Origin of the sequence: Streptomyces sp. MK37H, assembly GCF_018035285.1 — a bacterium.
Taxonomy (GTDB): domain Bacteria; phylum Actinomycetota; class Actinomycetes; order Streptomycetales; family Streptomycetaceae; genus Streptomyces; species Streptomyces endocoffeicus.
Genome location: NZ_JAAAYH010000027.1, coordinates 1 through 24435 on the forward strand (window position 1 = coordinate 1; position 24435 = coordinate 24435).

The window sequence follows — 24435 nt, forward strand, 5'->3', positions numbered from 1 at the left end:
AGCCCGAGGAGAAGGAGGGCCGCCAGGCCAATCTGGTCGGCTACGGGGCGGCGCCCGCCTCCACCAAGCGCCGTCCGCGCAAGCCGCTGCCCGGTGCGCAGCGGTCCGCGCCCGCCCCCTCCGCCGGGGCGCCCGCGCCTCAGGAGCCCGCCCCCGCGCCCGCGCGCCCCGAGGCCGCGCCCGCGCCCGCGCCCTCGCCCGAGCTGAACGGCAGCGGCCGGACCGCCCGGCCGCTGGCCAAGCCGCCGGTCCGCAAGCTGGCCAAGGACCTGGGCATCGACCTGGAGACGGTCACCCCGAGCGGGGCGGACGGGATCATCACCCGCGAGGACGTCCACGCGGCCGCCGAGGCCGTCCAGGCGGCTCGGGAGACGCCCGTGGGGGCCCCGTCCGCGGCCGTCACGGCCGCCCCGGCCCGGGAGCGCCGGGTGCCCGTGAAGGGCGTACGGAAGGCCACCGCGCAGGCGATGGTCCACAGCGCCTTCACCGCCCCGCATGTGACCGAGTTCGTGACGGTCGACGTGACCCGCACGATGAAGCTCGTGGCCGACCTCAAGCAGGACCCGGAGCTGTCCGGGCTGCGGGTCAACCCGCTGCTGCTGGTCGCCAAGGCCCTGCTGGTGGCCATCCGGCGCAACCCGGACATCAACGCCACCTGGGACGAGGACAATCAGGAGATCGTCTACAAGGACTACGTCAATCTGGGCATCGCGGCGGCGACACCGCGCGGGCTGATCGTCCCCAACATCAAGGACGCCGACGCCAAGACCCTGCCCGAACTGGCGTCCGCCCTGGGCGAGCTGGTCACCACCGCCCGTGAGGGCAAGACCACCCCGGCGGCGATGTCCGGCGGCACGATCACCATCACCAACGTCGGCGTCTTCGGCATCGACGCGGGCACCCCGATCATCAACCCCGGGGAGTCCGCGATCCTCGCCTTCGGCGCGGTCAAGCTCCAGCCGTGGGTCCACAAGGGCGAGGTCAAGCCGCGCCAGGTGACCACGCTGGCGCTCTCCTTCGACCACCGGCTGGTCGACGGCGAGCTGGGCTCCAAGGTGCTCGCGGACGTCGCGGCCGTCCTGGAGCGCCCCAAGCGCCTGATCACGTGGGCGTGATGCGGCGCACAGTGTGATGCAACCGTAGGCACCATCCCCCGTCCGCATCGCGGACGGGGGATGAGTGCGCATGCATCTTGTATCTATGATGTGCGCATCATGAGTCCCACCGATACGGCCACCAAGCCGCCTCCTGCCGCCGAACGCGTCTACCACCACGTCAAACAAGCCGTCCTCGACCGCCGCTACGAGGGCGGCACACTGCTGAGCGAGGGCGAACTCGCGGACGCCGTCGGGGTCTCCCGCACCCCCGTCCGGGAGGCGCTGCTGCGCCTGGAGGCCGAGGGGCTGCTCAAGCTCTATCCGAAGAAGGGCGCCCTGGTGCTGCCCGTCTCCTCCCAGGAGATCGCGGACGTGGTCGAGACCCGGCTGCTGGTGGAGCAGCACGCGGTCGCCAAGGTCGTCCCGGCCGGAGGGCAGCTGCTGGCGCGGCTCGAGGAGCTGCTGGAGGAGCAGCGGGTGCACGCCGCGGCCGGGGACCTGGCCGCCTTCGCGGCCGCCGACCGCTGCTTCCACGCGGCGATCGTCCGGGCGGCGGGAAACGCCATCCTGGCGCAGCTGTACGACCAGCTGAGGGACCGCCAGCTGCGGATGGGCGTGGCCACCATGCACGCCGAGCCCGACCGCATCGCCAAGAACATCACCGAGCACACGGAGATCCTCCAGGCCCTGCGCGCCGGGGACGCCGGTTTCGCGTCCGGGCTGGTGCAGCGCCACATCAGCTGGGTGAACAACCTCGCCCGGGGTGAGGCGCGATGACCTCGGCCCAGTTGCCCGGTGATCCACCCGGCGGACGCCGTGCCGTCGCCGTATGGGGCCTGGGCGTCGCCGTCTACTTCGTCGCCATCACCTATCGCACCAGCCTCGGCGTCGCCGGTATCGACGCCGCCGAGCGCTTCCACATCAACGCCTCGGCGCTGTCGACCTTCTCCATCCTCCAGGTGCTGGTCTACGCCGGGATGCAGATACCGGTCGGGCTCATGGTCGACCGTCTCGGCACCCGTAAGGTGCTCATGCTCGGCGTGGTGCTCTTCACCCTGGGGCAGTTCGGCTTCGCGCTCTCCCACTCGTACCCGATGGCGCTGGGCTCCCGGGCGCTGCTCGGCTGCGGTGACGCGATGACCTTCATCAGCGTGCTGCGGCTCGGCTCGCGCTGGTTCCCGGCCCGCCGGGGGCCGATGATCGCCCAGGTCGCCGCGCTCTTCGGGATGGCGGGCAACCTGGTCTCCACGCTGGTGATCGCCCGTGCGCTGCACAGCGCCGGCTGGACCACGACCTTCGCGGGCAGCGCGCTCGGCGGGGTGGCCATCCTCGTCCTGGTGCTGCTCTTCCTCAAGGACCACCCGAAGGGCTTCGAGCCCGCGCCCGCCTCCCATCTGGGCGCCGACTACGTCCGCCGGCAGATCGCGGACGCCTGGCGCGAGCCCGGCACCCGGCTGGGCATGTGGGTGCATTTCACCACCCAGTTCCCGGCGATGGTGTTCCTGCTGCTGTGGGGGATGCCGTTCCTGGTCGAGGCCGAGGGGCTGTCCCGGGCGACCGCAGGTCAGCTGCTGACCCTCGTCGTGCTGTCCAACATGGCGGTCGGCCTGGTCTACGGGCAGGTCATCGCCCGGCACCACGCCGCCCGCGCCCCGCTGGCCCTCGGTACGGCCGGCGCCACCGCGCTGCTGTGGGGCACCGTGCTGCTCTGGCCGTCCGCCCACGCGCCCATGTGGCTGCTGATCGTCCTGTGCGCGGTGCTCGGCGCCTGCGGGCCCGCGTCGATGATCGGCTTCGACTTCGCCCGGCCCGCCAATCCGCCCGAGCGGATCGGCACCGCCTCGGGAATCGTCAACATGGGCGGCTTCACGGCCTCGATGACCACTCTGCTGGCCGTCGGCGTCCTGCTGGACCTGACCGGCGAGAACTTCCGGATCGCGTTCGCCTCGGTGTTCGTGCTCCAGGCGCTCGGCGTCATCCAGATCCTGCGGCTGCGCGGCCGGGCGCACCGCCGGGAGCGCGAGCGCGTGGTCGCGAGCCGCGTCGAGGCGGTGCACGTACCGGCGTGACGCCGTGGCCCTCCGAGCCCCGGAGCGCTACGGCGTGACCGCGAAGTGCTGGAGGATCGCGTCCGCCAGCTGCTGGTCGCCCTCGATCTTCAGCCGCTCCGCGACCGCCTCGGGCCGCACCCGCCCACAGGCCAGCCGGACGTAGGTCTCCCAGTCCAGGGTGAGGGTCACCGTCGGCCCCAGCGAGACGCTGCCGTCGATGCTGCCCCGGCCGTCCGCGTCGACCCGGACCGTCCGCATGAACTCCATCGGGCCGTGCACATCGAAGACGACGGCCGAGTGGGGCGCCGCGCCCGCGTCCTTGGCGACCACCTTCGGCAGCCCCGACAGCAGCAGATCACGAGTGATCGCGGCGCCCGGTGAGTCGAGGTTGCCCGGCTTGTTCAGGGCCCGGCGCAGATCCTGTTCGTGCACCCAGAGGTCGAAGGCCCGCCGCGTCAGGGCTTCCCCCAGCGCCACCTCGGTGCCGCCGGGCCAGCGCACCATGGCGTCCGGCTCGCGCTTCTCGTTCCGCAGCTGGCGGCCCCGCCGGATGACGGTGTACTCCAGCTCGGAGGTCATCTCGGGCGCGGTGTGGCAGCGCCGTACGTCGACCTGGACCTCCATGTACCGCGACAGCTCGTTGGTGACGTGGTAGAGGTCGCGCGGCAGGGTGTGGATGGGGCGGGGATCGCCGAGCATCTCGCATTCGAGGCCGATCACATGCGAAACGACGTCCCGCACCGACCATCCCGGGCACTCGGTGGCGCGGTTCCACTCGCTCTCCGCTAGCGGGTTGACCAACTCCGTTATCGCGTCGATGGAGTGGGTCCAGGCGTCGATGGAGGTCTGAAGGCTGGGATGGACGGTCACGGGACCCCTCGGGCGGTTGGTGCGCGGGCTGGGTGCTGGTGTGTGCGTTCAAGTTACGCTGCCCACGAGCGCGCGGGCAGTGCTTTCCGGTCTGATCGTAGGCCGGATCGGCGGCTCGCGGCCTGCCCGCGATGGTAGTGTGCGCCCGCCCCGGCCTTATCTCCGGACGTACCCGTACGCAACGGTGGAAAGCCGCCGGGGGGCGGGGGAATGGCACGACCGGGACTGCTGTTTCATGGGGATATGGCTTCACGTGCACGCGTCCGCGCCCCCGAACTGATCGGCCGGGGCGGCTGGCTCAACACCGGCGGTACCGACCTCACCCTCACCGACCTGCGAGGACGCATTGTCATCCTCGACTTCTGGACGTTCTGCTGTGTGAACTGCCTGCATGTCCTGGACGAGCTGCGCGAGCTGGAGGAGAAGCACCGCGACACCGTGGTGATCGTCGGGGTGCACTCGCCGAAGTTCGTCCACGAGGCCGAGCACCAGGCGGTCGTGGACGCGGTCGAGCGGTACGAGGTGCACCACCCGGTCCTCGACGACCCCGAGCTGGCCACCTGGAAGCAGTACGCGGTCCGGGCCTGGCCCACCCTCGTCGTCATCGACCCCGAGGGCTATGTGGTCGCCCAGCACGCGGGCGAGGGCCACGCCCACGCCCTGGAGACCCTGGTGGCGCAGCTGGAGGCCGAGCACGCCGCCAAGGGCACCCTGCGGCGCGGCGACGGCCCGTACGCCCACCCGTCACCCGGCCACCACCCCTCAACGAGCTTCGCCCCCCTCTTGATGGAGCCGGTCCCCACCGAGCTGCGCTTCCCCGGTAAGGCGCTGCTGCTGCCCGGCGGCACCTTCCTCGTCTCGGACACCGCCCGCCATCAGCTGGTGGAGCTCGCGGCGGACGGCGAGAGCGTGGTGCGGCGGATCGGCGCGGGCGAGCGCGGCCTTACCGATGGCACGAGCGAGCGGGCGCGGTTCAGCGAGCCCCAGGGGCTCGCCCTGCTCCCCGACGGCACCGTGGCCGTCGCCGACACCGTGAACCACGCGCTGCGCCGCCTCGACCCGGCCACCGGCGAGGTCACCACGCTCGCCGGGACCGGCCGCCAGTGGTGGCAGGGGTCGCCCACCGAGGGGCCCGCCCGCGAGGTCGACCTGTCCTCCCCCTGGGACGTGGCCTGGTTCGCCGGCCGGCTGTGGATCGCCATGGCGGGCGTCCACCAGCTGTGGACCTACGACCCCGAGGCCGGGACCGTACGGGCCGCCGCCGGGACCACCAACGAGGGCCTGGTCGACGGCCCGGCCGAGGAGGCGTGGTTCGCCCAGCCCTCCGGGCTCGCCGCGACCGAGGACCGGCTGTGGATCGCGGACTCCGAGACCTCCGCGGTGCGCTACGTCGAGCGCGACGGTAAGGGCTTCACGGTACGTACGGCCGTCGGCACCGGGCTCTTCGACTTCGGCCACCGCGACGGCGCCGCCGATCAGGCGCTGCTCCAGCATCCGCTGGGCGTCACCGCGCTGCCCGACGGCTCGGTGGCGATCTCGGACACCTACAACCACGCGCTGCGCCGCTACGACCCGGCCACCGGCGAGGTCACCACGCTCGCCACGGATCTGCGCGAGCCCTCCGGCGCGGTCCTGGCCGACGGGGACATCGTCGTGGTGGAGTCCGCCCGGCACCGGCTGACCCGGCTGTGGCTGCCGGAGGAGGCCGTAAGGGTCGAGGCGGTGGCCCACCGCACCCAGCGCGCCGCGACCGACATCGCCCCGGGGACGCTCCGGCTGGACGTGGTCTTCCAGGCGCCCGAGGGGCAGAAGCTGGACACCCGCTACGGCCCCTCCACCCGGCTGCTGGTCAGCTCGACCCCGCCGGAGCTGCTGGCCGGGGGCGACGGCGCGGGGACGGATCTGAGCCGTGAGCTCGTCCTTACGGAGGGCGTGGCCGAGGGCGTGCTGCACGTCTCGGCGATGGCCGCCTCCTGCGACGACGACTCGACGAACGAGTACCCGGCCTGCCATGTGCACCAGCAGGACTGGGGCGTCCCGGTGCGGATCACCGAGGGCGGCGCGAACCGGCTGCCGCTGGTGCTCGCCGGGATGGACGACTGACACCTGACGGGCCGAAACCGCCCGGCTGAGTCCTGACCGGGGGTCAGCCGGGGCAGTTGGGCAGCGTGGAGTACCGCACCTGGTCCTGGCGGATCCGGATGCCCGGCACCCACATCCGCTTGCCGTCCTTGGCGACGCGGAACCACATGCTGCTGTGCCCGCCCGCCTCGTCGGTCACCGTGAGGCCGTTGGCGATGCGGCAGTCGGCGCGCAGCACATCGCCGTGCCAGGCCGGCCCACGATGTTCGACGGGCGGTAGGCCTGGTACGGATCCTCGGCCAGGCCCATGGAGCACTCGCGGACCTTTGGGACGTCCCATCCGGGCCCACCCCTGACGACCTGCCAAAGCGCCCACGGAGCCGGCCAGGTGCGGGACGGGGAAGGCCGTGCCGTGGGACATGACGAGACGGCCCCCGCCGGAGCGGGGGCCGTCCGGGGCAGGTAGCCGGGGGGAGGCGGCTACCTGTCCGGCCGGGTGGCTCGGAGTCGAGCGGTCACCGGAGCGGAAGGGCGGGGGCGGTCACCGGATGGGGGCCGTCACCGGATGGGGGCGGTCACCAGAGCAGGGCGTCGGACGCGTCGCTCTGCCAGTAGCCGACCTCCGCCCCGCGGCCGACCTCCACCGAGTCGCCGGGCAGGTCGGCGGCGCGGCGGCCGTCCTCGCCGGGGAGGGAGACGGTCAGCCCGGTGGCCTTACGGCCGTCGGCCGGGTCGTCCGCCGCGGAAGTGGTCAGTCCCGCGTAGCCGCTCTCGCCGGGGGCCAGCGTGACGACCGACTGGGGCCGGGTGTCCGCGGCCTCCGGCACGGCCGTGCTCGCGTCGTCGAATCGCACCGCGGGGAAGCCGGTGAGACGGCAGGTCGTGCCGGACTGGTTGGTGATCTCCAGCAGGAGGTGGTTGGCCGGGCGGGGGACGGAGGTGACGCCCACCGACATCGTGTCGAGACGGCAGACCCCGGCCGCCCCCTCGGCGCCGCTGTCGGCCCGCAGACCGCCCTGGGCCCCGGCGTCGGCCCCGCCCGTCGGCGTGTCCGGCGTGGCCCGCTGGGCGCCGTCCTGGAGGCCGTCCTCGTGGGCGGCGGGGACGGCCGGGGCGATGCTCTCCGCCGCGCCGGCCGTCCGCACGCCCGACGCGTCGGCGGTGCCGCACGCCGCGAGGGTGATGCCCGCGGCGACGACGGTCAGTCCGGCCGCGACCGAGCGCAGGGTGCCGGCGCGGTGGGCGAGGCGAGCGGTGGTGAGCGGCATGGCGGGTCTCCCCTCAGCGGGCGTCAGGGCGTTTTCCGGTACGGCTCAAGCCTGTCCGGACCGGCTGCCGTTCGGCTGGTGAACGGCTGCCGCCCGCTAACGCCTCGCTAACGCCCCGCTGTTCGCCGCTGCTCAGCCCCCTTGCGACGGCCCGCCAGGGGCTCCGCCGGATGCCTCGCCCGGGGAGTCGCGGTCGCTGCCGTCGCCCTGGGCGAAGAGCTTCACCAGGTCGCTCATCACGTAGCGGTTGGTGGCCTCCTCGTCCAGCAGGTGCATCTCCGCCAGCCGCTCCAGGGAGTCCTGGATCAGCTCGGGGTCCGCGCCCGACAGCGCGGCCGCCTCGGCGGTGTTGACCTCGCGCGCGAAACCGGCGCCCAGGGCCCGCAGCAGCTGTGCGTCGTCCGCCGAGAGCCGGGCCACCGAGTTGCGCAGCGCGGCGGCCACTCCGGTGTCCTCCGCCGACAGCAGCGCGAGCCGGCGGCGCTCGTCGCGCAGCGCGGTGGCCAGCCGGGCGAGCCGCCAGCGGGGCCGGGCCATCAGCTGGGCGGAGGCGGCGCGCAGCGCCAGCGGCAGCCCGTCGCACAGGGCCACCAGCTCCCGCGCGGCCTCCGGGTCCTCGGCGACCCGGGCGGGCCCCAGCAGCGCGCCCAGCAGGCCCACCCCGTCCTCGGTGCCGAGGGCGTGCAGCCGTACCGGCCGGGCGGCGTCGGTGGCGATCAGCCCGTCCAGCCTGCTGCGACTGGTGACCAGCGTGGCGCAGTGGGGCCCTCCGGGCAGCAGCGGGCGCACCTGGGCGGAGCTGCCCGCGTTGTCCAGCACCACCAGCAGCCGGCGGCGGGCGGCCAGCGAGCGGTACAGCGCGGACGCGGCCTCGGGTGAGGTGGGGATCTGCTCGGCCGGGGTGCCGAGGGCCAGCAGGAACTCGCGCAGCACCTCGGCGGGCACCACCGCCTCGCCGCCGCTGAAGCCGCGCAGATCCGCGAAGAGCCGTCCGTCGGGGAAGGCGGCGGCGTGGGCATGGCCCCAGTGGACCGCCAGACCGGTCTTGCCGACCCCGGCGGGCCCACTGAGCAGCGCGATACCCCCCGCCTGGGGGTAGCCGCCGGAGCCGCCCGCGGTGCCGCCCTGGGCCGGTTCGGCGGCGCCCAGGGTCAGCCGGGTCAGCTCGGCCAGCTCCGCGCCCCGGCCGTGGAAGCCCGCCGGGGGCCGGGGGAGCAGCTCGGGCACGGGGGCCGAGGCGGCCGCGGGCAGCGGATGCTGCGGGGTGGCCGCCGCCGGCTGTGCGCCCGGCTGCCCCGCGCCGCCCGGCTGCTGTCCGGCGGCGTCGGCGCCGCCCCGCGGCCCGTCCGTGGCCGGGGCCGCCTGCAGGATCTCCTGGTACGCGGCGCTCAACCGCTGGCCCGGGTCGACTCCCAGGTCGTCGTCGAGCAGCTGCCGGGTGCGGTGGAACCAGGCGATCGCGTCGGACTGGCGCCCGGAGCGGTACAGCGCCAGCATCAGGGCGGCGATCAGCCCCTCGCGCAGCGGGTTGGCGACGGCGGCGGGGTGCAGGGCGCGCACCGCCTGCTCATGCTCGCCCAGGCCCTCGTGGGCCCGCGCCAGGGCCTCCACGGCGCTCAGCCGCCGCTCCTCCAGGGCGTGCGCGGCCGCCGCGAACGGCGGGCTGGCCACGGTCCCGGTGAGTGCCGGGCCGCGCCACAGGCCGAGCGCCTGCCGGAGCAGCTGGACGGCCTCGCCGGGGGCGGACTCCGGGCTGGCCTGGGCGGTCAGCTGGTCGAAGCGCTGGGTGTCGATCAGGGATTCGGGGATGCGCAGCAGATAGGCGGAGCTGTGGGTGGCCAGCTCGACGCCGTGGTCCTCGGCGCCGCCCTCGGCCAGGGCCGCGCGGAGCCGGGAGACATGGCCCTGGATGACGGTCCGGGCGTGGGCGGGCGGCTCGTCCTCCCACAGGCTGGATATCAACTGCTCCACGGAGACCGTCGCGTTGGGCCGCAGCAGCAGCATCGCCAGCACGCTGCGCCGTTTGGCGGGCCCCAGCGGCAGCTCGACGGGTGCTGCTTGCGGGCCCGCGGTGACGGTTACCGGACCCAGCAGGGAGAAGTCCAACTTAAGCCCCCAGGAAGGCGTGCAGTGCCTTGGCCAGCAGCCGCGGGTCCTGTGCTCCGCACAGCTCCCGGGCCGAGTGCATGGACAGGATCGCGATGCCGATGTCGACGGTGGCGATGCCGTGCCGGGCGGCGGTGATCGGCCCGATCGTGGTGCCGCACGGCATCGAGTTGTGGGAGACGAAGCTCTGCCAGGGGACGCCGGCGCGCTCGCAGGCGGCGGCGAAGACGGCTCTCCCGGCGCCGTCGGTGGCATATCTCTGGTTGACGTTCACCTTCAGGATCGGGCCGCCGTTGGGCCGCGGGTGGTGGCCCGGCTCATGGCGCTCCGCGTAGTTGGGGTGGACGGCGTGGCCGGTGTCGGAGGACAGGCAGACGGTGCCCGCGAAGGCCCGCGCCCGCTCCTCGTACGCCCCGCCGCGGGCGAAGACCGAGCGCTCCAGCACCGTGCCGAGCAGCGGGCCGTCGGCGCCGGTGTCGGACTGGCTGCCGTTCTCCTCGTGGTCGAAGGCGGCCAGCACGGGGATGTACGGCAGCTCCTGGTGGGCGGCGGCGATGAGCGCGGCCGTACCGGCGTGCACGGAGACGAGGTTGTCCAGCCGGGGCCCCGCGACCAGCTCGCGGTCCCGGCCGAGGTAGGCGGGCGGCTCGACGCTGTGGGTCATCAGGTCCCAGCCGGCGATCTCCTCGGCCGCGACCCCGGTCTCCTCGGCGACGAAGCGGATCAGGTCGCCCTCCTCGACGCCGCCGAGCCCCCAGATGGGCGTCATATGGCGCTGCTTGTCGAGCTTGAGGCCGTCGGTGTTGACCGATCTGTCGAGGTGCACGGCGAGCTGGGGCACGCGCATCAACGGCCGGTCGACGGTGACGAGATGGTGGGAGCCGTCCCTGAGGGTGATCCGGCCGGAGAGGCCGAGGTCGCGGTCGAGCCAGGTGTTGAGCAGCGCCCCGCCGTAGATCTCGACGGCGATCTGCCGCCAGCCGTGCGCACCGGTGTCGGGAATGGGCTTCACGCGCAAATTGGGAGAGTCGGTGTGAGCGCCCACAATCCGGTACGGAGTGGTGGCCTCCGCCCCCTCGGGGACGTACCAGGCGATGATCGCGCCACCGCGCAGCACGAACCGTCCACCGGCCGTCCCGTCCCAGGGCGCGGTCTCCTCTATCCGGCGGAACCCGGCCTTCTCCAGCCGCTCTGCGGCGCTCGCCACGGCGTGGTACGGCGAGGGGCTGGCGCGGAGGAAGGACATCAGGTCATCGGTGTGGCCGCGGTCGATGCCGGGTTGTGCGCTCATGTGCTCAGCATAGATTCGCCGGGGGGCGGCTCGCCCTGGTACGGGAGCGGCATCCATCCGTGGGGCCACGTTGATCCAATCTGATGAAAGCACGTCAGCTAAGGCGAGAAGTCGGGCGAATCGGTCGATATTCCCCGTGACTGAGCAACGTCGCACTGAGTCGTAACTCGAGGGGATACCGGATGCGCGTTCTTCGACACCTGCTTGTCGTCCTGGGGTCGCTGCTGCTGCTGTGTGCCGGCGGACCGGCCATGGCCAAGCCCGTCACGGACTTCACCGCGGGGCTGGCCCCCGTGGCGTCTCCGGAGCCGGTGGCGGCGACCTCACCCGGCCCGCGGCCGGGGGGCGGCGGGGACGGCGAGGGCAAGGGTCACCCTCCCTGTCCCACCACGAACCGCATCGGGGGGACCAATACCGCACCGAATCCTCCGCTCGACCGCTACTACAAGGGCGACTGGCGGCTCGGACCCGCTCAGCTCCCCCGCTACGGCGCGATCGGGCGCATGCTCGAAGGCTATGAACGACTCGACCACTTCCCCACCGCCTCCTCGTTCCTCAACTGTTATTGGAACGAGCAGACGAACGGCTGGTGGTACCCCTACCCCGACGGCTGGGTCCTGCTCAACGGGTCGCCCCTGCACACCACGGTCCGGCTGAAAGTCGGTCAGAAGGTCGACTTGTTCGGGAGCGGTTTCGGCCACTTCCTCGCCCCGGCGGGCACGCCCTACGCGGAGCGCGCGCTGCCGCCCAGCAACCTCAACACCCTCGACCCGGCGTATCCGCACGGCTATCACCTCTATGAGGTCACCGAACCCTTCCTGGTCGAGGGCGGTCCCATCCGGCCCTGGTTCGGCCAACCCGGTTTCGGACTGCAGTATCTGACCGGGCCTTCGATCCCCCAACTCGTCGCGGCCGGTAATCTCCGCCCGCTCAACTGAGGGCGGATCCTGGACCGGTGGACAGAACGGAACTCGTCCGGACCCTCCGCGACGAGCAGGCGCCCGACGCGCTGTACGACATCCCGGGAGTGCACGACATCTCCGTGCAGCCGGATGCGTACTACTACCTGCGGCCCGCTCCGGACGGCGGCTGGGAGACCGGCCTGCGGGAGCGGTCCCTGGACCGGGACACCAGCCGGTTCGCCACCGAGGACGAGGCGTGCCGGGATCTGCTGGAGAAGCTGAGGGCCCGCCCGCGCCCGCCGGAGGGCGGGGGCGAGTCGATCGACGAGCTCCTCGCACAGGGCGAGGAGCTCAGGCGATGGGCCCGCGAGGAGGTCGAACGGGCGCTGCGGGAGCGGCCGCCCGGCGACCAGGAGCGGTGACGACATGACACGCGCACAGGCCAGGGGGCCGGCCGCCCCGCTGGAGGATGGGACGGCCGGCCCCCTGGACGCTGTGAGGGAAGCCCTTAGAACGCGGCCTCGTCCAGGTCCATCAGACCCTTGTCGACCGACTCGGCCAGCGAACGCTGCACCGAGACGCCCGGCAGCACCTCGTGGGCGAAGAACTTAGCGACGGCGATCTTGCCCTCGTAGAAGGAGCGGTCCTTGGTGGAGGCGGTGCCCAGCTTCTCGGCGGCCACGGCCGCGCCCTTGAGCAGCAGGTAGCCGATGATCACGTCACCGGAGGCCAGCAGCAGCCGGGTCGAGTTGAGACCGACCTTGTAGATCGAGCTGACGTCCTGCTCGGTGGCGGCCAGGTCGGTGAGCATCGCGCCGACGATCGCCTCCAGGTCCACCGCGGCCTGGGCCAGCTGGTCGCGGGCGGCCTCCAGGTCCTCGCCCCCGGCGGCCTCGGCCAGGAACTTCTTGATCTCCTCCGAGACGGCGGTCAGCGCCTGGCCCTGGTCCCGGACGATCTTGCGGAAGAAGTAGTCCTGGCCCTGGATGGCGGTGGTGCCCTCGTAGAGGGTGTCGATCTTGGCGTCCCGGATGTACTGCTCCAGCGGGTACTCCTGGAGGTAGCCGGAGCCGCCGATGGTCTGCAGGGACTGCGCCAGCTGCTCGTACGCCTTCTCCGAGCCGTAGCCCTTGACGATGGGCAGCAGCAGGTCGTTGAGGCGGTTCACGGCGGAGGTGTCCTCGCCCGCGGCCTCCTTGATCAGGACCTCGTCCTGGACCGAGGCGGTGTAGAGCACCAGTGCGCGCAGGCCCTCCGCGTACGCCTTCTGCGTCATCAGCGAGCGGCGCACATCCGGGTGGTGGGTGATGGTCACCCGCGGCGCGGTCTTGTCGGTGAAGGCCGCCAGGTCCGGGCCCTGCACCCGCTCCTTGGCGTACTCCAGCGCGTTGAGGTAGCCGGTGGAGAGGGTGGCCATGGCCTTGGTGCCGACCATCATCCGGGCGAACTCGATGATCTTGAACATCTGGCGGATGCCGTCGTGCTTCTCGCCCAGCAGCCAGCCCTTGGCCGGGTGGTCGGCGCCGAAGGTCAGCTCGCAGGTGTTGGAGACCCGCAGACCCATCTTGTGCTCGACGTTGGTGGCGTACACGCCGTTGCGCGTCCCCAGCTCACCGGTCTCCCAGTCGAAGTCGTACTTGGGGACGACGAACAGCGACAGCCCCTTGGTGCCGGGTCCCGCGCCCTCGGGGCGGGCCAGCACGAAGTGGATGATGTTGTCCGAGAGGTCGTGCTCACCGGAGGTGATGAACCGCTTCACACCCTCGATGTGCCAGCTGCCGTCCTCCTGCTGGGTCGCCTTGGTGCGGCCCGCGCCGACGTCGGAACCGGCGTCCGGCTCGGTCAGCACCATGGTGGAGCCCCACTGCTTGTCCACCATCAGCCGAGCGATCTTCAGCTGCTCCTCGGTGCCCTCGTCGTGGAGCACCCCCGCGAAGGCCGGGCCCGAGGCGTACATCCAGATCGGGGCGTTGGAGCCGAGGATGGTCTCGGCCGAGCCCCACAGCAGCGAGCGGGGGCAGGCGGTGCCGCCGAGCGACTCCGGGACGCCCAGCCGCCACCACTCGGCCTCCATGTAGGCCCGGTAGCTCTTCTTGAACGACTCGGGGAGCGGCGCCGTGTGGGTCTTGGGGTCGTAGACGGGCGGGTTCCGGTCGGAGTCGGCGTAGCTTTCGGCCAGCTCATGCTCGGAGAGCCGGGATATCTCGGCAAGCACGCTCTTGGCGGTGTCGACGTCCATCTCCGCGAACGGGCCGGTGCCGTACACCGTGTCGCGCCCGAGAACCTCGAAGAGGTTGAACTCGATGTCGCGGAGATTCGACTTGTAGTGCCCCATGGCGACGGCTCCGTAAGGATCGGGAGGCCAGGACCTCAGCGTTGACGCGTATCAGATCAGCTGATGCCATGATGCTACCCGTGGGTAATAAAGGGCAACCCTCAACCGGGTAACTGTGACTCAGTACGCTTCTGCGCATGTACGGCTACGACCAGAACGCGAGCGCAGGGCAGGGCTACGCCGCCCCGCCACCTCCGCCGCAACAGCAGCCGCATGCGTCACATCACGCGGCGGGTGCGGGGTACGGCCAGCAGCCGCTCTACCCGGAGCCCTCCCCGCCGTCGCTCGCCGACGCGGTGCGGGCCTTCACCACCGGATCGATGTCGGCCGAGGACTTCCAGCAGATCTTCGCCGGGTCGAAGGTCTACTGCCCGCGCGGTGACAACCCCGGCTTCCTGGCGCTGCACAACACCCAGCAGCCGGTGATCCCCATGTTCACCTCGCTCAAGGAGCTGCGGAGGTACGCGGGCAAGGAGTCCAAGTACTTCGTGATCACCGGCGCCGAGGTGATCGACCTGCTGCCCACCGGCTATGGCTTCGTCCTCGACATGGAGGGCGAGCACCGGATCGTCTTCGACGCGAAGGCGGTGGAGCAGATGGTGGACTTCGCCATGCGCCGTATGTACGGCTAGATCCGCGTACGTCCGGATATTACCGGTCACCTCGCCGGGTGCTCGGGTGGGAATAAAGGCCCTCTTGCGGGTCGTTCAGCGTTCAATTAAGTTGAATGGTGAACGACCGAGGAGGCCGTCATGCCCGCAGTGACCGTAGAGAACCCGCTGACCCTGCCGCGCGTCGCGGCACCCGCCGAGGCACGACAGCGCCCCGTGCTCACCGTCACGACCGCTCCCAGCGGTTTCGAGGGTGAGGGCTTCCCGGTGCGCCGGGCCTTCGCCGGTATCGACTACAAGCACCTCGACCCGTTCATCATGATGGACCAGATGGGCGAGGTGGAGTACGCGCCGGGCGAGCCCAAGGGCACCCCCTGGCATCCCCACCGCGGCTTCGAGACCGTCACCTACATCATCGACGGCGTCTTCGACCACCAGGACTCGCAGGGCGGTGGCGGTACGATCACCAACGGTGACACCCAGTGGATGACGGCCGGCTCCGGCCTCCTCCACATCGAGGCCCCGCCGGAGTCCCTGGTCGTGTCGGGCGGCCTCTTCCACGGCCTCCAGCTGTGGGTGAACCTCCCGGCCGAGGACAAGATGATGCCCCCGCGCTACCAGGACATCCGCGGTGGCCAGGTCCAGCTGCTGACCTCCCCCGACGGCGGCGCGCTGCTGCGCGTCATCGCGGGTGAGCTGGACGGTCACGCCGGTCCCGGTATCACCCACACCCCGATCACGATGGTGCACGCCACGCTTGCTCCGGGCGCGGAGATCACCCTGCCGTGGCGCGAGGACTTCAATGGCCTCGCGTATGTGCTCGCGGGCCGCGGTGCGGCCGGCGCGGAGCGGCGTCCGATCCACCTGGGCCAGACCGCCGTCTTCGGAGCCGGTTCCTCGCTGACCGTGCGCGCGGACGAGAAGCAGGACTCCCACACGCCGGACCTGGAGGTCGTCCTCCTCGGCGGCCGGCCGATCCGAGAGCCGATGGCGCATTACGGGCCGTTCGTGATGAACACCCGCGCCGAGCTCCAGCAGGCCTTCGAGGACTTCCAGAAGGGCCGGCTCGGCACGATCCCCGCGGTGCACGGGATGTCCGAGGGCGGAATGTAGGGCTCGCCGGGACGAGATGCGAACGAGCCCCGTCCGGATATGGACGGGGCTCGTCGGCGCTTACGGGTGGATCACCCGTCTTTCCGTGTTGTCTCAGTGTTGCCTGGCGCGACGCTTCCGGGTCACGAACGCGGCTGCCGCGCCCGCACCGGCCAGCAGGGCACTGAGGGAGATGATCTCCAGCAGGCCGGACGTACCCGTGTTGGCCAGCGAGCCACCGCCTCCGCCGGTCCCCGAGCCTCCGCCCGTCCCCGAGCCTCCGCCTGTCCCCGAGCCTCCGCCTGTCCCGGAGCCTCCGCCAGACTGGGGGCCTGGCTCGTTGGGCGGCTCAGAGGTCGGCGGCTCCGACGACGGAGTGGGCGTCGGCGTGGGAGTCGGCGGTGCCTTCTTGGGGATGTACACGCCGGCGTCGATCGTGTGATCGACCTCTCCCGGCTTGTCCGGCGCCGTGACAGGTGCGCGTCCGTTACACAGCCGCCCGGTCGTCGGCGGGGTCACATTCGAGTCATGTGCCCGATTGCCACCGGCCCGCGGGAGCGTGAACCGCAGCTTGGTGGCCGGCGGCTCAGTCGGCACCTCGCTGGTGTCCGCGGTACACACATCGAACTGCACCGTGTACTTCGCACCCGGCTTGAGCTCGTATGCGGCGCCGACGCCACCGAAGTAGTACTCACCGGCGGCATCGGTCTTGGTCGTGGCGACCTGCTTGCCATCGGCGTCCAGCAGGTTGATCGTCGCGTCCGGCAGCGGCACTTCGTTGCGGCCCTCGGGATCCTGGATCCCATTGTGGTCGCCGTCGAACCACACCCGGTTACCGATCTGGATCGGCGCGTTCGCCGCCTCGTAGGCGATATCGCCGAGCCCACCGGCCTTACCGAACCCGTTGTCGTCCGCGTCGACGAACTGGTACGCGTTGCCGGAATGGTTGTTACCGGGCCCCTGACCGGTCTCGATGTTGTAGTAACCGGTCCCGTCGGTGCTGTAGTTGTCGGTCGGGTCCATCTGCGTGCTGATGACCCATTGCTGCTGCGGAATGTAGGCAACCGCTCCTTGGGCGGCTTCGTTGTGCACCCCTTGGGCCTGCTCCGGGTTGGCCCTGTTCCGAACGTAGTCGCCCGGGAAGTATTCGACGACGCCGCTGTTCTGGTTGCCGTCGGTTGCGGGTTCGGCGTGGTTGGGGCAATTCCCGGTGCCTTCCCACGAGTATCCACCGTCGGGATTGGCGCACGCCATGTTGATGTCACCACCGGACATGCCGCTTTCCGGGGTGTCGTTGCCCGGCCGGGGGTCCAGCCCGCCCCCACTGACAACGTCCATGAATCGGTCGCGGAAACCGAGGATCATCGAGCCGTCACGGGCGAAGGCGAGGGTGGCGAGCTCCGGCTGCGGATCGACGAGGAGATTTCCCCCGTTTACCTTGAATTTGTCCCAGGTTGCCAGGTCGGTATTCCACGGGTTCCAGTGGTTTGCCCGGTCATTCCCCGCAGCACCGGCATAGACGCCACCGCGCTCGGCGGTCAGCGGCTGGGTCAGCACCGTGTCGAACCGTTGGCCGTCGTAGGAGTAGACGACGGCTTTCAGATCTTCGCGTTTCTCTGTGCTCTCCGCGCTGCACACGCCACCGACGTAGAGCTTGTTGTCGTGGGTGGACAGCGCGAACGGCCGCCAGTCGGTGGACACTGCGCAGCCCGGGTCCGGAATGCGCACCGTCGCCTTTGGCGCGGAGGCGGTGGTACCGGTCGCGTCGAAGCTGACCAGGGACCGGGTCAGCAGGTTCACCGCGTACAGCGTCGAGCCGTCCTCGGACAGGGCCAGACCGCCGATGCTCTCCTTCCCCGGCGCATTGGTGAACCCGGCGTCCTTGATCATGTTGCTGGAGTCGTGCGGCGTCACCGCGGCGCCCGGCACCTTCGCGAACAGGGTCGGCGCGCTCCCACCGTCGGTCGGCGTGGTGTAGATCGCGTCACCACCGTCCGGCCCGTACGGGGTGTACCGCCGGGCGAACTCGCCCTGGAACAGCCGCTTCCGGTCCTTGTCGTAGGCCAGTGCGAAGGTGGTGCCCACCTGGTCCTGCGTGTTGAGCGCGGTCGGGCACTCCGTCTGGTCAGGACACGTACCTCGTTTGTCCGTTCCGAACGCCACCAGTGCCCGGGTGTCTTTTCCGCTGGCAGCGTTCTGGATCGGCACGAAATACCGCGAGTCCGGCAGTGCGTAGTCGGCCGGATTCCAGACCCCGGTAATCACCGAGTCGTCCTTGCCATCCGACACGTCCACGAACGTCGTGAAGCTGTCGAAGTGGTTTTCCGCCGTCGAGGCAGGCGCCGCTTGCAGATACTTGCTGTACGGCGCCGGGATGGTGACGTCGACGCGGTACTGGCCGCCGGTCAGCTCGGCCGACTTCGAGACCACCACCTTTCCGGTGGCATCCGTGGTGCCGGTGACCCGATGGCCGGCCGGGTCCGCCACCTTGACCTTCATGCCCCGCTGCGGCACATCCATGGTCGTGTTGATCACGCCGGTGCCGAAGAAATCCCGCAGGACCTGAACCGTCAGGGTGCCGTCGCCAGTCGAAGCGGTGGCCGTCCCGGCCGTCGCGCCCATGGCGCTGCCCAGCAGCACGAAAGTGCAGAGGCCCACTCGTGCCAGTGGACCCGTACGCTTCCCGGCTGTCCGGCGTAACCTTCCACATACTCTTCGCACAGCCATCACTCTCCCCTCGTGATGTGAACCGAACACCCGTTTCCAGCCGTACACACGCTTCTCGGTCCCGGGTGACACTTCGGCCATGAAAAGGGCCCACCGCTGTTTCGGTGGGCCCGGTCGTTCTTGGTCGCCCTGGTGGATGTAGCGAATTCAGGGACTCGGGAGTGCCTTTCCCAGGCCAGTCGCACTCGTCCTCGCCTTCCCACGCGGAAACAGCACAAGAGTCTGAATAGTGATCCTGAACCGCCCCACCAGCAGCGATACTGTAGCGGGTGCGACCCAAGATCGGGGGGAGAGCAGGGAATGAATAAGCGGAACGGGTTAGCAATGCGCCGGGTACGGAGTCTGAAAATCAGACAAGTTTTCTCCCGGCGCGCGGCCGACCGGCGCCGATGGCTGCGGCCACGCTGGGTGGTGGCCGTGATCGGCGGTGTGGCCGTCGCGGTGGCCACGTTCCTGGTCGCCAACAGCGGCTCCACCTCCTCCGGTCCAAGGGAATTGACCTCGGATCAGGCGGGCCGGCTGGCGGTCACACGGTTCCTCAACTACCAGGCGGGCGGGCGCGCCGTGACGATCAACGTGCCGGGCACCTCTGGTGGGCTGACCATCACCGGATCCATCGACTACCGCCGCAAGATCGGTTACGGCGCGGTGCACGGCACCGGGCGCGATACATCCAGCGACGGGCTGATCGAGTGGACGGCCACCACCGTGTTCGTCCACCCGATGGCGAAGACCCCGGCCAAGGCACCGGCACGGCCCCCGGGTTCGGGGTGGTACAGCCGTCCGCTGCAAAGGCACGGCAGTTCGCTGGACAGTTCGCTGGCCATCGCGCTGAAGCTCGGTAGCGACCGGCCGGACAACGCCGAACTCCTGCCGCAGAACGGTGCCGCCTGGGCGGGGCGGGACCGGTTGAACGGCCATCAGGTGGACATCATGACCGGGCCGGGCGCCGCCCGTGCCACGACCGGTACGGCGAGTGCCGTGCCCACGACCGGTACGGCGGGTGCCGTGCGCTACTGGATCGGCTCGGACGGCACCATGTACCGGGTTCGCGTCGGCGTGGCTTCCGCACCGCGGCCCGTGGTCATCGATTTCGACACCCACAAGTACGTTCCGGTCCGGCCGGTGCCCGGAGTCACCCCGACGCGGTAGCCGCCGCTCAGGGCGTCCGCACCCGCGCGCCCGCGGCGAGCAGTGACGCCGACGGGAGCCGGAAGCCCGCCGTGTCCGGTAGCGCCGGAACGGCCGGAACGGCGGTGGCGCCCGTGGTCGTGGCCTTCGGGAACTGCGGCTGTCGCTTGGGCGCCACCACATCGGTGAACGGGATACCGCCAGGTGCCGTCGGCTTCGCCCAGGTGCCGGACGGCGAGGGCGACCGGGCGGGACGCGGGCAGGACGCGGTCGTCGCGAGCCGGGCGGGCACCGTCGTCCGCAGATCATTGCCGCGCAGGCAGTTGCCCCGTCCCCGGGTGGCGGTGGGGAACGTCCAGCCGACGTCAACGCCGTTGGCGGCGAAGGTGTTGTCCAGGATCCGGTTGCCGTTCGGCGGTATGTCAGCGGTTGCGGTGATCACCATCCCGGCGTTGCTGTTGCCGGTGACTCGGTTGCGGACGAACTGGTTGTCGGTGCCGCCGTCGACGCCGATGCCGATGCCCCACCCGCCATCGGCCTGTTCGGGGGTGGCGGCTTGCTGGTTGGCCGCGATCAGGTTGCCCGCGATGACGGCGTCCCGCTGCGGGAGCAATTTCTCCTGGTGGTCGGAGTTGGTGGTGAGTCCGACCCGGTTGCCGACCAGGCGGTTACCGACCACGTACATGTCGCCACTGGCATTGGTGCCTTCGTAACCGACCGCGTTGAGTTCGGCGATGTTGTCCCGCACCACGATGCGACAGGGCTTGCACTGTCCGACATAGATCCCCGAGTCGGCCGAGCCCGACGTGTACGAGTGCTCGATGACACCGTTTTGCGCGGAGAACGCGTAGATGCCGTACAGCCCGTTGCGGGTCGCGGTCACATGGGAGACCAGGAATGACTTCAGGAAGGTGACGGGTTCGTCGCCGGTGTCATAGCCGCCGGACTGCCCCGGCATTCCGGCGGCCGCCTTCGCCGAACCGGTGACCAGGACCCCGTTCTGTGTGTTGTTCTCCACGGTCAGGTTCTCCACGGCCACCCCGGGGGCGGTGACGACGACGCCGTTCGGCTGCCGTAACCGCCCGTCGATGACGACCTTGTCCCGGGACGCGCCGCGAAGCGTGATGCGAGCCTTGGATATCTTCACCGACTCGTGGTACTTACCCGGCGCGACCAGCACGAGATCGCCGGGGCGGGCCAGAGACACCGCAGCCGAGATCGTAGGGGCGTCGGCCGGCACGTTGATCGTCACGTGCGCACCGGACGGTCGTCGGCCGTGGTCCGACCCGTCATCGCCCCCGCCGCAGCCGACCAGTACGGGTGCCAGTGTGCCGAGTACCGCGGCCATCAGGCGAAGACGGAGACGAGGCATGGCCTCATCCTGGCACGGACGGCGACGGGGTCGCAGGCGCTGATACGGATATGCCCCGGATATGGCACAGTTCACGCTGTGCGCCAAGCCGACTCCCGCCCGTCACGCCGCGCGTTTCTCGGTGCCACCGGCACCGTGACCGCCGTCGGCCTCTCCGCCGGGTGCCAATCGAGTTCCGCCCCGCCGGACCGGTCCGATGCCCCCGCGCCGACCCCGCCGGTGTCACCAACGGGCCGGTACCAGGCGGGCATCACGCTTCCGCAACCGGCCCAGCGGAATCTGCTGGCCGTGGTGGCCGACCTCGTCGATGTCGATGCCGCGGCTGTCCGTCCGTTGCTGGCCGAACTCGGCGAGGCCATCCGCACCCTCACCGCGGGGACCGACGCACGACTGATGGGCCTGGAGCCGGGCGATCTGACGGTGACGATCGGGGTGGGCCCCCGGCTGGTGCGCATGGCCGATCCTGACCTGCCCGGCGCCAAGGACCTCCCACGGTTCTCCCGCGAGCAGATCGCCTCACGGGCACGCGGTGGCGACCTGCTGATACAGATCTGCGCCGGCGACGCCTTGGTGTTACCGATGGCGGCTGCCGCGCTTCTGGAGCAGGCCGGGGACCGGATACGGGAACGCTGGCGGCAGTCCGGGGTCCGTGGTGCGAACGTGCCGGTGGATCGGGACCGTGCCGCGCCACGAAACCTCTTCGGTTTCGTCGACGGCATCGTGGGCCCCCACACGAGGGCCGAACAAGAACACGACCTGTGGTTGTCCGGGCCCGCTCCGGTCGCCGACGGCACCCTCGCCGTGCTACGGCGCATGGAACTCGACCTGCCGCGGTTCGCCAAGCTGTCCGTCGCCGAACAGGAAGCGGTCTTCGGCCGCCGCCGAGCCAGTGGCGTGCCCCTCTCCGGTGGCACCATCGCCTCGGGCCCGGATCTCGGCGCCAAAACGCCGGACGGACGCTACCTCGTCCCGGCAGACGCCCACGCCCGCAGAGCGCACGCCAACGCGGTCGGCGTCGGCCTCATGCTCCGTCGCTCCTACAGCATCGACGGACCCGCCCCCGGCCTGCTCTTCATGAGCTTCCAGAACGACATACGAACTTTCACCAACACCCTCACCAGCATGGACAATTCCGATGCCCTGCTGCAATTCACGACCACGACCGCCAGTGCGACCTTTCTGATACTTCCCGGTTTCGACGGGAAACATCCGCTTGGTTCCCGGCTCTTCCGCTGAACAGGCCGACCGCCTCGGCACCATCCCGGCCGGCGAGAGCTGATCACGCGCGGGGGGCCGGCCCGTCCGCCGTGCCCGGGCCGGGCCGCCCGTCCGGCCCCGCCTCGTAGAGCTCGTACCAGATGCACTTGCCGTCGCCCCGCGGGTCCACCCCCCACGCGTCGGCGAGTACCTCCATCAGCAGCAGCCCGCGCCCGGAGGAGGCCAGCTCGCCCGGGCGGCGGCGGTGCGGCAGCGCGTCGCTGCTGTCGGCGACGTCCAGCCGCAGCCGCCGGGTCCCGTGCCGCCCGCTGACCTCCGCCACCAGCAGGGCGTCCCCGTCGGTGTGCACCAGCACGTTGGTGACCATCTCGGAGAGCATCAGCACCGCCGACTCCACCTGGTCGCGATCGGTCCAGTCGTGGAGCATGTCGCGTAGCTGCTGCCGGACCTCGGCTATGCGCCCGGGCTCGGCCTGGGCGACCGTGACGGCCGTGCGACGCACCGGGGCCGTGCCGGGGCCGACCAGGCACACCTCGGCGTCGCGCCGGATCAGCAGCAGGGCTATGTCGTCCTCGCGGCGGTCGGCGAGATGGCCGGTGGTGTGGTGGGAGGGCGGCCCGTGCACCGCCTGGATCAGGGACTCGGCGAGCGCGTCGAGGTCGTCGGCGTCCACGGCGGCCATGGCGCCCGCGGCCACATCGGCGACGGTCACGGCGCCCGGGACGGCCGCCTCGCCGGGGGCGGCGGTCCGTTCGAAGACGGCCCGGATCCGGTCCCAGCCCGTCTCCAGATCGTGCCCGCCGGTCTCGATCAGCCCGTCGGTGCACATCAGCAGCGTCTCGCCGGGCTCCAGCACCACCCGGGTGGTCGGATAGTCGGTGTCCGGGTCGATGCCCAGCGGCAGCCCGCCCGCCGTGGGCCGGAGCATCATCGTGCCGTCGGCCAGCCGGACCGCCGGGTCGGGGTGGCCCGCGCGGGCGATGTCCAGGGTGCCCGCCACCGGGTCCACCTCCATGTAGAGGCAGGTGGCGAACCTCGGGTCGTAACGGCCGTCCGGGCCCTCGGGCTCGGCCAGCCCGGCCAGGAAGCGGGAGGCGCGGGAGAGCACCGCGTCGGGGTGGTGGCCCTCGGAGGCGTACGCCCGGACCGCGATCCTCAGCTGCCCCATGATCCCGGCGGCGCGCACATCGTGGCCCTGCACATCGCCGATCACCAGCGCGGTACGCCCCGACGGCAGCCCGATCACGTCGTACCAGTCGCCGCCGACCTGGAGTCCGCCGCCGGTCGGCACATAGCGCGCGGCCACCGTCAGCCCCGGGATGTCGGGCTTGCTGGCGGGCAGCATCGAGCGCTGCAGCCCGTCCGCCAGCTCCCGCTCGGTCTCCTGGAGCGCGGTGCGGGACAGCGCCTGGGCCAGCATCCGGGCGATCGTGGTCAGCACCGAGCGCTCATCGGGCGAGAACGACACCGGATGGGCGAATCCGGCCATCCACGCGCCGATGGTGCGGCCCGCGACGATCAGCGGCAGAAACGCCCAGGACCGGCGGATACGGGGGCGGCCCGGCGACCACGCGGCCGGAAACCGGCCGCGGTACTCCTCCGGTGTGGGCAGATAGACCGCCCGGCCGGTGCGCACCACCTCCGCCGCCGGATGGTCGGTGCTCAGCGCGATGTCGTGCAGGGGACGGTCGGCGCCCGCCCGCGGCCCGTGGTGGCCGATCACCGAGATCCGCTCGCCCTCGACGCCGAAGACCGCGAGCCCGTCCGGGGAGAAGCCCGGCATGGACAGCCCCGCCGCCACCCGCAGCACCTCGGCGGTGGACATCGCCTCCGCCAGCGCCCGCCCCGCGTCCAGCAGGAACGCCTCGCGGTTGCGGCGCCAGTCGCCGGTGATCGGCGGGCCGCAGGCCGAGGTGCCCGGCAGCGGGTCCGGGACCTCCTGGAGGGTGCCGAGCAGGTAGTAGCCGTCCTCGCCGCCGCCCCGCGCTATCGGCCGGGAGCGGGTGCGCACGGTCCGCAGTACGGTGCCCTTCTCGTCCACGATGCGCAGCCGGGCCTCGGCCAGGGTGCCCTCGGCCACCGCGAGCTGGACTATCGCCTTGACCTCCAGCCAGTCCGCGGGGTGGAAACAGGCGCGGGCGGCGGCCTCGGGGAGGGTGACGGCCTCGGCGGGAAGGCCCACCAGCCGGGCCGCTTCCGCGTCATAGGTGACGGCGCCCGAGACACTGTCCCAGCGCCATAGGCCGGTCGCTATGGCGGCCAGCAGGTCCTCGGTGCGCATT

Annotated in this window: 19 protein-coding genes; 10 read left to right on the plus strand and 9 right to left on the minus strand. The window is 71.3% G+C overall.

Going from position 1 to position 24435, the window contains the following annotated elements; genetic code table 11:
* The 3 genes from GWI24_RS06665 to GWI24_RS06675 all read left to right on the plus strand — a co-directional run.
* Positions 1-1115 (plus strand): dihydrolipoamide acetyltransferase family protein (locus GWI24_RS06665; protein ID WP_247615981.1); only part of this gene is annotated, 1115 nt, incomplete at its 5' end.
* Between the two features lie 99 nt (positions 1116-1214).
* Positions 1215-1874, plus strand: a complete 660-nt coding sequence (locus GWI24_RS06670) for a GntR family transcriptional regulator (protein ID WP_210944969.1) — start codon at positions 1215-1217, stop codon at positions 1872-1874.
* Positions 1871-3166: a nitrate/nitrite transporter gene (locus GWI24_RS06675; protein WP_210944970.1), complete on the plus strand. Its 1296-nt coding sequence runs from the start codon at positions 1871-1873 to the stop codon at positions 3164-3166. The genes GWI24_RS06670 and GWI24_RS06675 overlap by 4 nt, the downstream gene beginning before the upstream one ends.
* 27 nt (positions 3167-3193) lie before the next feature.
* Here GWI24_RS06675 and GWI24_RS06680 read toward each other — a convergent pair whose 3' ends face one another.
* Positions 3194-4018 (minus strand): maleylpyruvate isomerase family mycothiol-dependent enzyme, encoded by an 825-nt coding sequence (locus GWI24_RS06680; protein WP_210944971.1) that lies wholly within the window; start codon positions 4016-4018, stop codon positions 3194-3196.
* Positions 4019-4261: 243 nt separating this feature from the next.
* Between GWI24_RS06680 and GWI24_RS06685 the strand changes: the two genes are divergently transcribed.
* Positions 4262-6121, plus strand: a complete 1860-nt coding sequence (locus tag GWI24_RS06685; RefSeq protein ID WP_210944972.1) for an NHL domain-containing thioredoxin family protein — start codon at positions 4262-4264, stop codon at positions 6119-6121.
* Between the two features lie 43 nt (positions 6122-6164).
* On the opposite strand, the gene GWI24_RS06690 is transcribed toward GWI24_RS06685, so the two are convergent.
* The 4 genes from GWI24_RS06690 to GWI24_RS06705 form a co-directional block, all read right to left on the minus strand.
* On the minus strand, positions 6165-6338 hold the full coding sequence (locus tag GWI24_RS06690; RefSeq protein WP_247615982.1) for a hypothetical protein: 174 nt from the start codon (positions 6336-6338) through the stop codon (positions 6165-6167).
* Positions 6339-6675: 337 nt separating this feature from the next.
* A complete protein-coding gene (locus GWI24_RS06695) occupies positions 6676-7368 on the minus strand; it encodes a DUF4232 domain-containing protein (protein WP_210944973.1) in 693 nt (230 codons plus the stop codon).
* Between the two features lie 132 nt (positions 7369-7500).
* Positions 7501-9474, minus strand: coding sequence for a BTAD domain-containing putative transcriptional regulator (locus GWI24_RS06700; RefSeq protein WP_210944974.1), 1974 nt, complete (start codon positions 9472-9474; stop codon positions 7501-7503).
* A 1-nt stretch (position 9475) separates the two neighbouring features.
* A complete protein-coding gene (locus tag GWI24_RS06705; protein ID WP_210944975.1) occupies positions 9476-10765 on the minus strand; it encodes a M18 family aminopeptidase in 1290 nt (429 codons plus the stop codon).
* A 182-nt stretch (positions 10766-10947) separates the two neighbouring features.
* On the opposite strand from GWI24_RS06705, the gene GWI24_RS06710 reads away from it, so the two are divergent.
* Positions 10948-11703, plus strand: a complete 756-nt coding sequence (locus GWI24_RS06710; protein ID WP_247615983.1) for a TNT domain-containing protein — start codon at positions 10948-10950, stop codon at positions 11701-11703.
* Between the two features lie 17 nt (positions 11704-11720).
* Complete coding sequence (locus GWI24_RS06715) at positions 11721-12089, plus strand: hypothetical protein (protein WP_210944976.1); 369 nt, start codon at positions 11721-11723, stop codon at positions 12087-12089.
* 86 nt (positions 12090-12175) lie between these two features.
* On the opposite strand, the gene GWI24_RS06720 is transcribed toward GWI24_RS06715, so the two are convergent.
* On the minus strand, positions 12176-14002 hold the full coding sequence (locus tag GWI24_RS06720; RefSeq protein WP_210944977.1) for an acyl-CoA dehydrogenase: 1827 nt from the start codon (positions 14000-14002) through the stop codon (positions 12176-12178).
* 137 nt (positions 14003-14139) lie between these two features.
* Between GWI24_RS06720 and GWI24_RS06725 the strand changes: the two genes are divergently transcribed.
* Complete coding sequence (locus GWI24_RS06725) at positions 14140-14634, plus strand: SseB family protein (RefSeq protein ID WP_020869891.1); 495 nt, start codon at positions 14140-14142, stop codon at positions 14632-14634.
* A 120-nt stretch (positions 14635-14754) separates the two neighbouring features.
* On the plus strand, positions 14755-15726 hold the full coding sequence (locus tag GWI24_RS06730) for a pirin family protein (protein WP_210944978.1): 972 nt from the start codon (positions 14755-14757) through the stop codon (positions 15724-15726).
* Positions 15727-15819: 93 nt separating this feature from the next.
* Here the strand turns inward: GWI24_RS06730 and GWI24_RS06735 are convergent, their stop codons facing one another.
* The gene (locus tag GWI24_RS06735) at positions 15820-18327 is read right to left on the minus strand and encodes an SdrD B-like domain-containing protein (RefSeq protein ID WP_210944994.1); all 2508 of its coding nucleotides are present in this window, start codon (positions 18325-18327) and stop codon (positions 15820-15822) included.
* Positions 18328-18873: 546 nt separating this feature from the next.
* Here GWI24_RS06735 and GWI24_RS06740 point away from each other — a divergent pair.
* Entirely contained in the window at positions 18874-19584 is a 711-nt protein-coding gene (locus GWI24_RS06740; RefSeq protein ID WP_210944995.1) for a hypothetical protein, read from the plus strand.
* Between the two features lie 7 nt (positions 19585-19591).
* Here the strand turns inward: GWI24_RS06740 and GWI24_RS06745 are convergent, their stop codons facing one another.
* Positions 19592-20935: a nitrous oxide reductase family maturation protein NosD gene (locus tag GWI24_RS06745; RefSeq protein ID WP_210944979.1), complete on the minus strand. Its 1344-nt coding sequence runs from the start codon at positions 20933-20935 to the stop codon at positions 19592-19594.
* Between the two features lie 78 nt (positions 20936-21013).
* Between GWI24_RS06745 and GWI24_RS06750 the strand changes: the two genes are divergently transcribed.
* Positions 21014-22171: a Dyp-type peroxidase gene (locus GWI24_RS06750; protein WP_210944980.1), complete on the plus strand. Its 1158-nt coding sequence runs from the start codon at positions 21014-21016 to the stop codon at positions 22169-22171.
* Between the two features lie 43 nt (positions 22172-22214).
* Here GWI24_RS06750 and GWI24_RS06755 read toward each other — a convergent pair whose 3' ends face one another.
* Complete coding sequence (locus tag GWI24_RS06755) at positions 22215-24434, minus strand: SpoIIE family protein phosphatase (protein ID WP_210944981.1); 2220 nt, start codon at positions 24432-24434, stop codon at positions 22215-22217.
* Between the last annotated feature and the right edge of the window lies 1 nt (position 24435).

Coding starts and splice junctions, on each gene's coding strand:
- GWI24_RS06735 (WP_210944994.1), bottom strand. CDS start 18,327: ATGGGCGCGACGGCCGGGACGGCCACCGCTTCGACTGGCGACGGCACC.
- GWI24_RS06745 (WP_210944979.1), bottom strand. CDS start 20,935: ATGCCTCGTCTCCGTCTTCGCCTGATGGCCGCGGTACTCGGCACACTG.
- GWI24_RS06730 (WP_210944978.1), top strand. CDS start 14,755: ATGCCCGCAGTGACCGTAGAGAACCCGCTGACCCTGCCGCGCGTCGCG.
- GWI24_RS06695 (WP_210944973.1), bottom strand. CDS start 7,368: ATGCCGCTCACCACCGCTCGCCTCGCCCACCGCGCCGGCACCCTGCGC.
- GWI24_RS06675 (WP_210944970.1), top strand. CDS start 1,871: ATGACCTCGGCCCAGTTGCCCGGTGATCCACCCGGCGGACGCCGTGCC.
- GWI24_RS06725 (WP_020869891.1), top strand. CDS start 14,140: ATGTACGGCTACGACCAGAACGCGAGCGCAGGGCAGGGCTACGCCGCC.
- GWI24_RS06685 (WP_210944972.1), top strand. CDS start 4,262: ATGGCTTCACGTGCACGCGTCCGCGCCCCCGAACTGATCGGCCGGGGC.
- GWI24_RS06720 (WP_210944977.1), bottom strand. CDS start 14,002: ATGGGGCACTACAAGTCGAATCTCCGCGACATCGAGTTCAACCTCTTC.
- GWI24_RS06755 (WP_210944981.1), bottom strand. CDS start 24,434: ATGCGCACCGAGGACCTGCTGGCCGCCATAGCGACCGGCCTATGGCGC.
- GWI24_RS06710 (WP_247615983.1), top strand. CDS start 10,948: ATGCGCGTTCTTCGACACCTGCTTGTCGTCCTGGGGTCGCTGCTGCTG.
- GWI24_RS06705 (WP_210944975.1), bottom strand. CDS start 10,765: ATGAGCGCACAACCCGGCATCGACCGCGGCCACACCGATGACCTGATG.
- GWI24_RS06670 (WP_210944969.1), top strand. CDS start 1,215: ATGAGTCCCACCGATACGGCCACCAAGCCGCCTCCTGCCGCCGAACGC.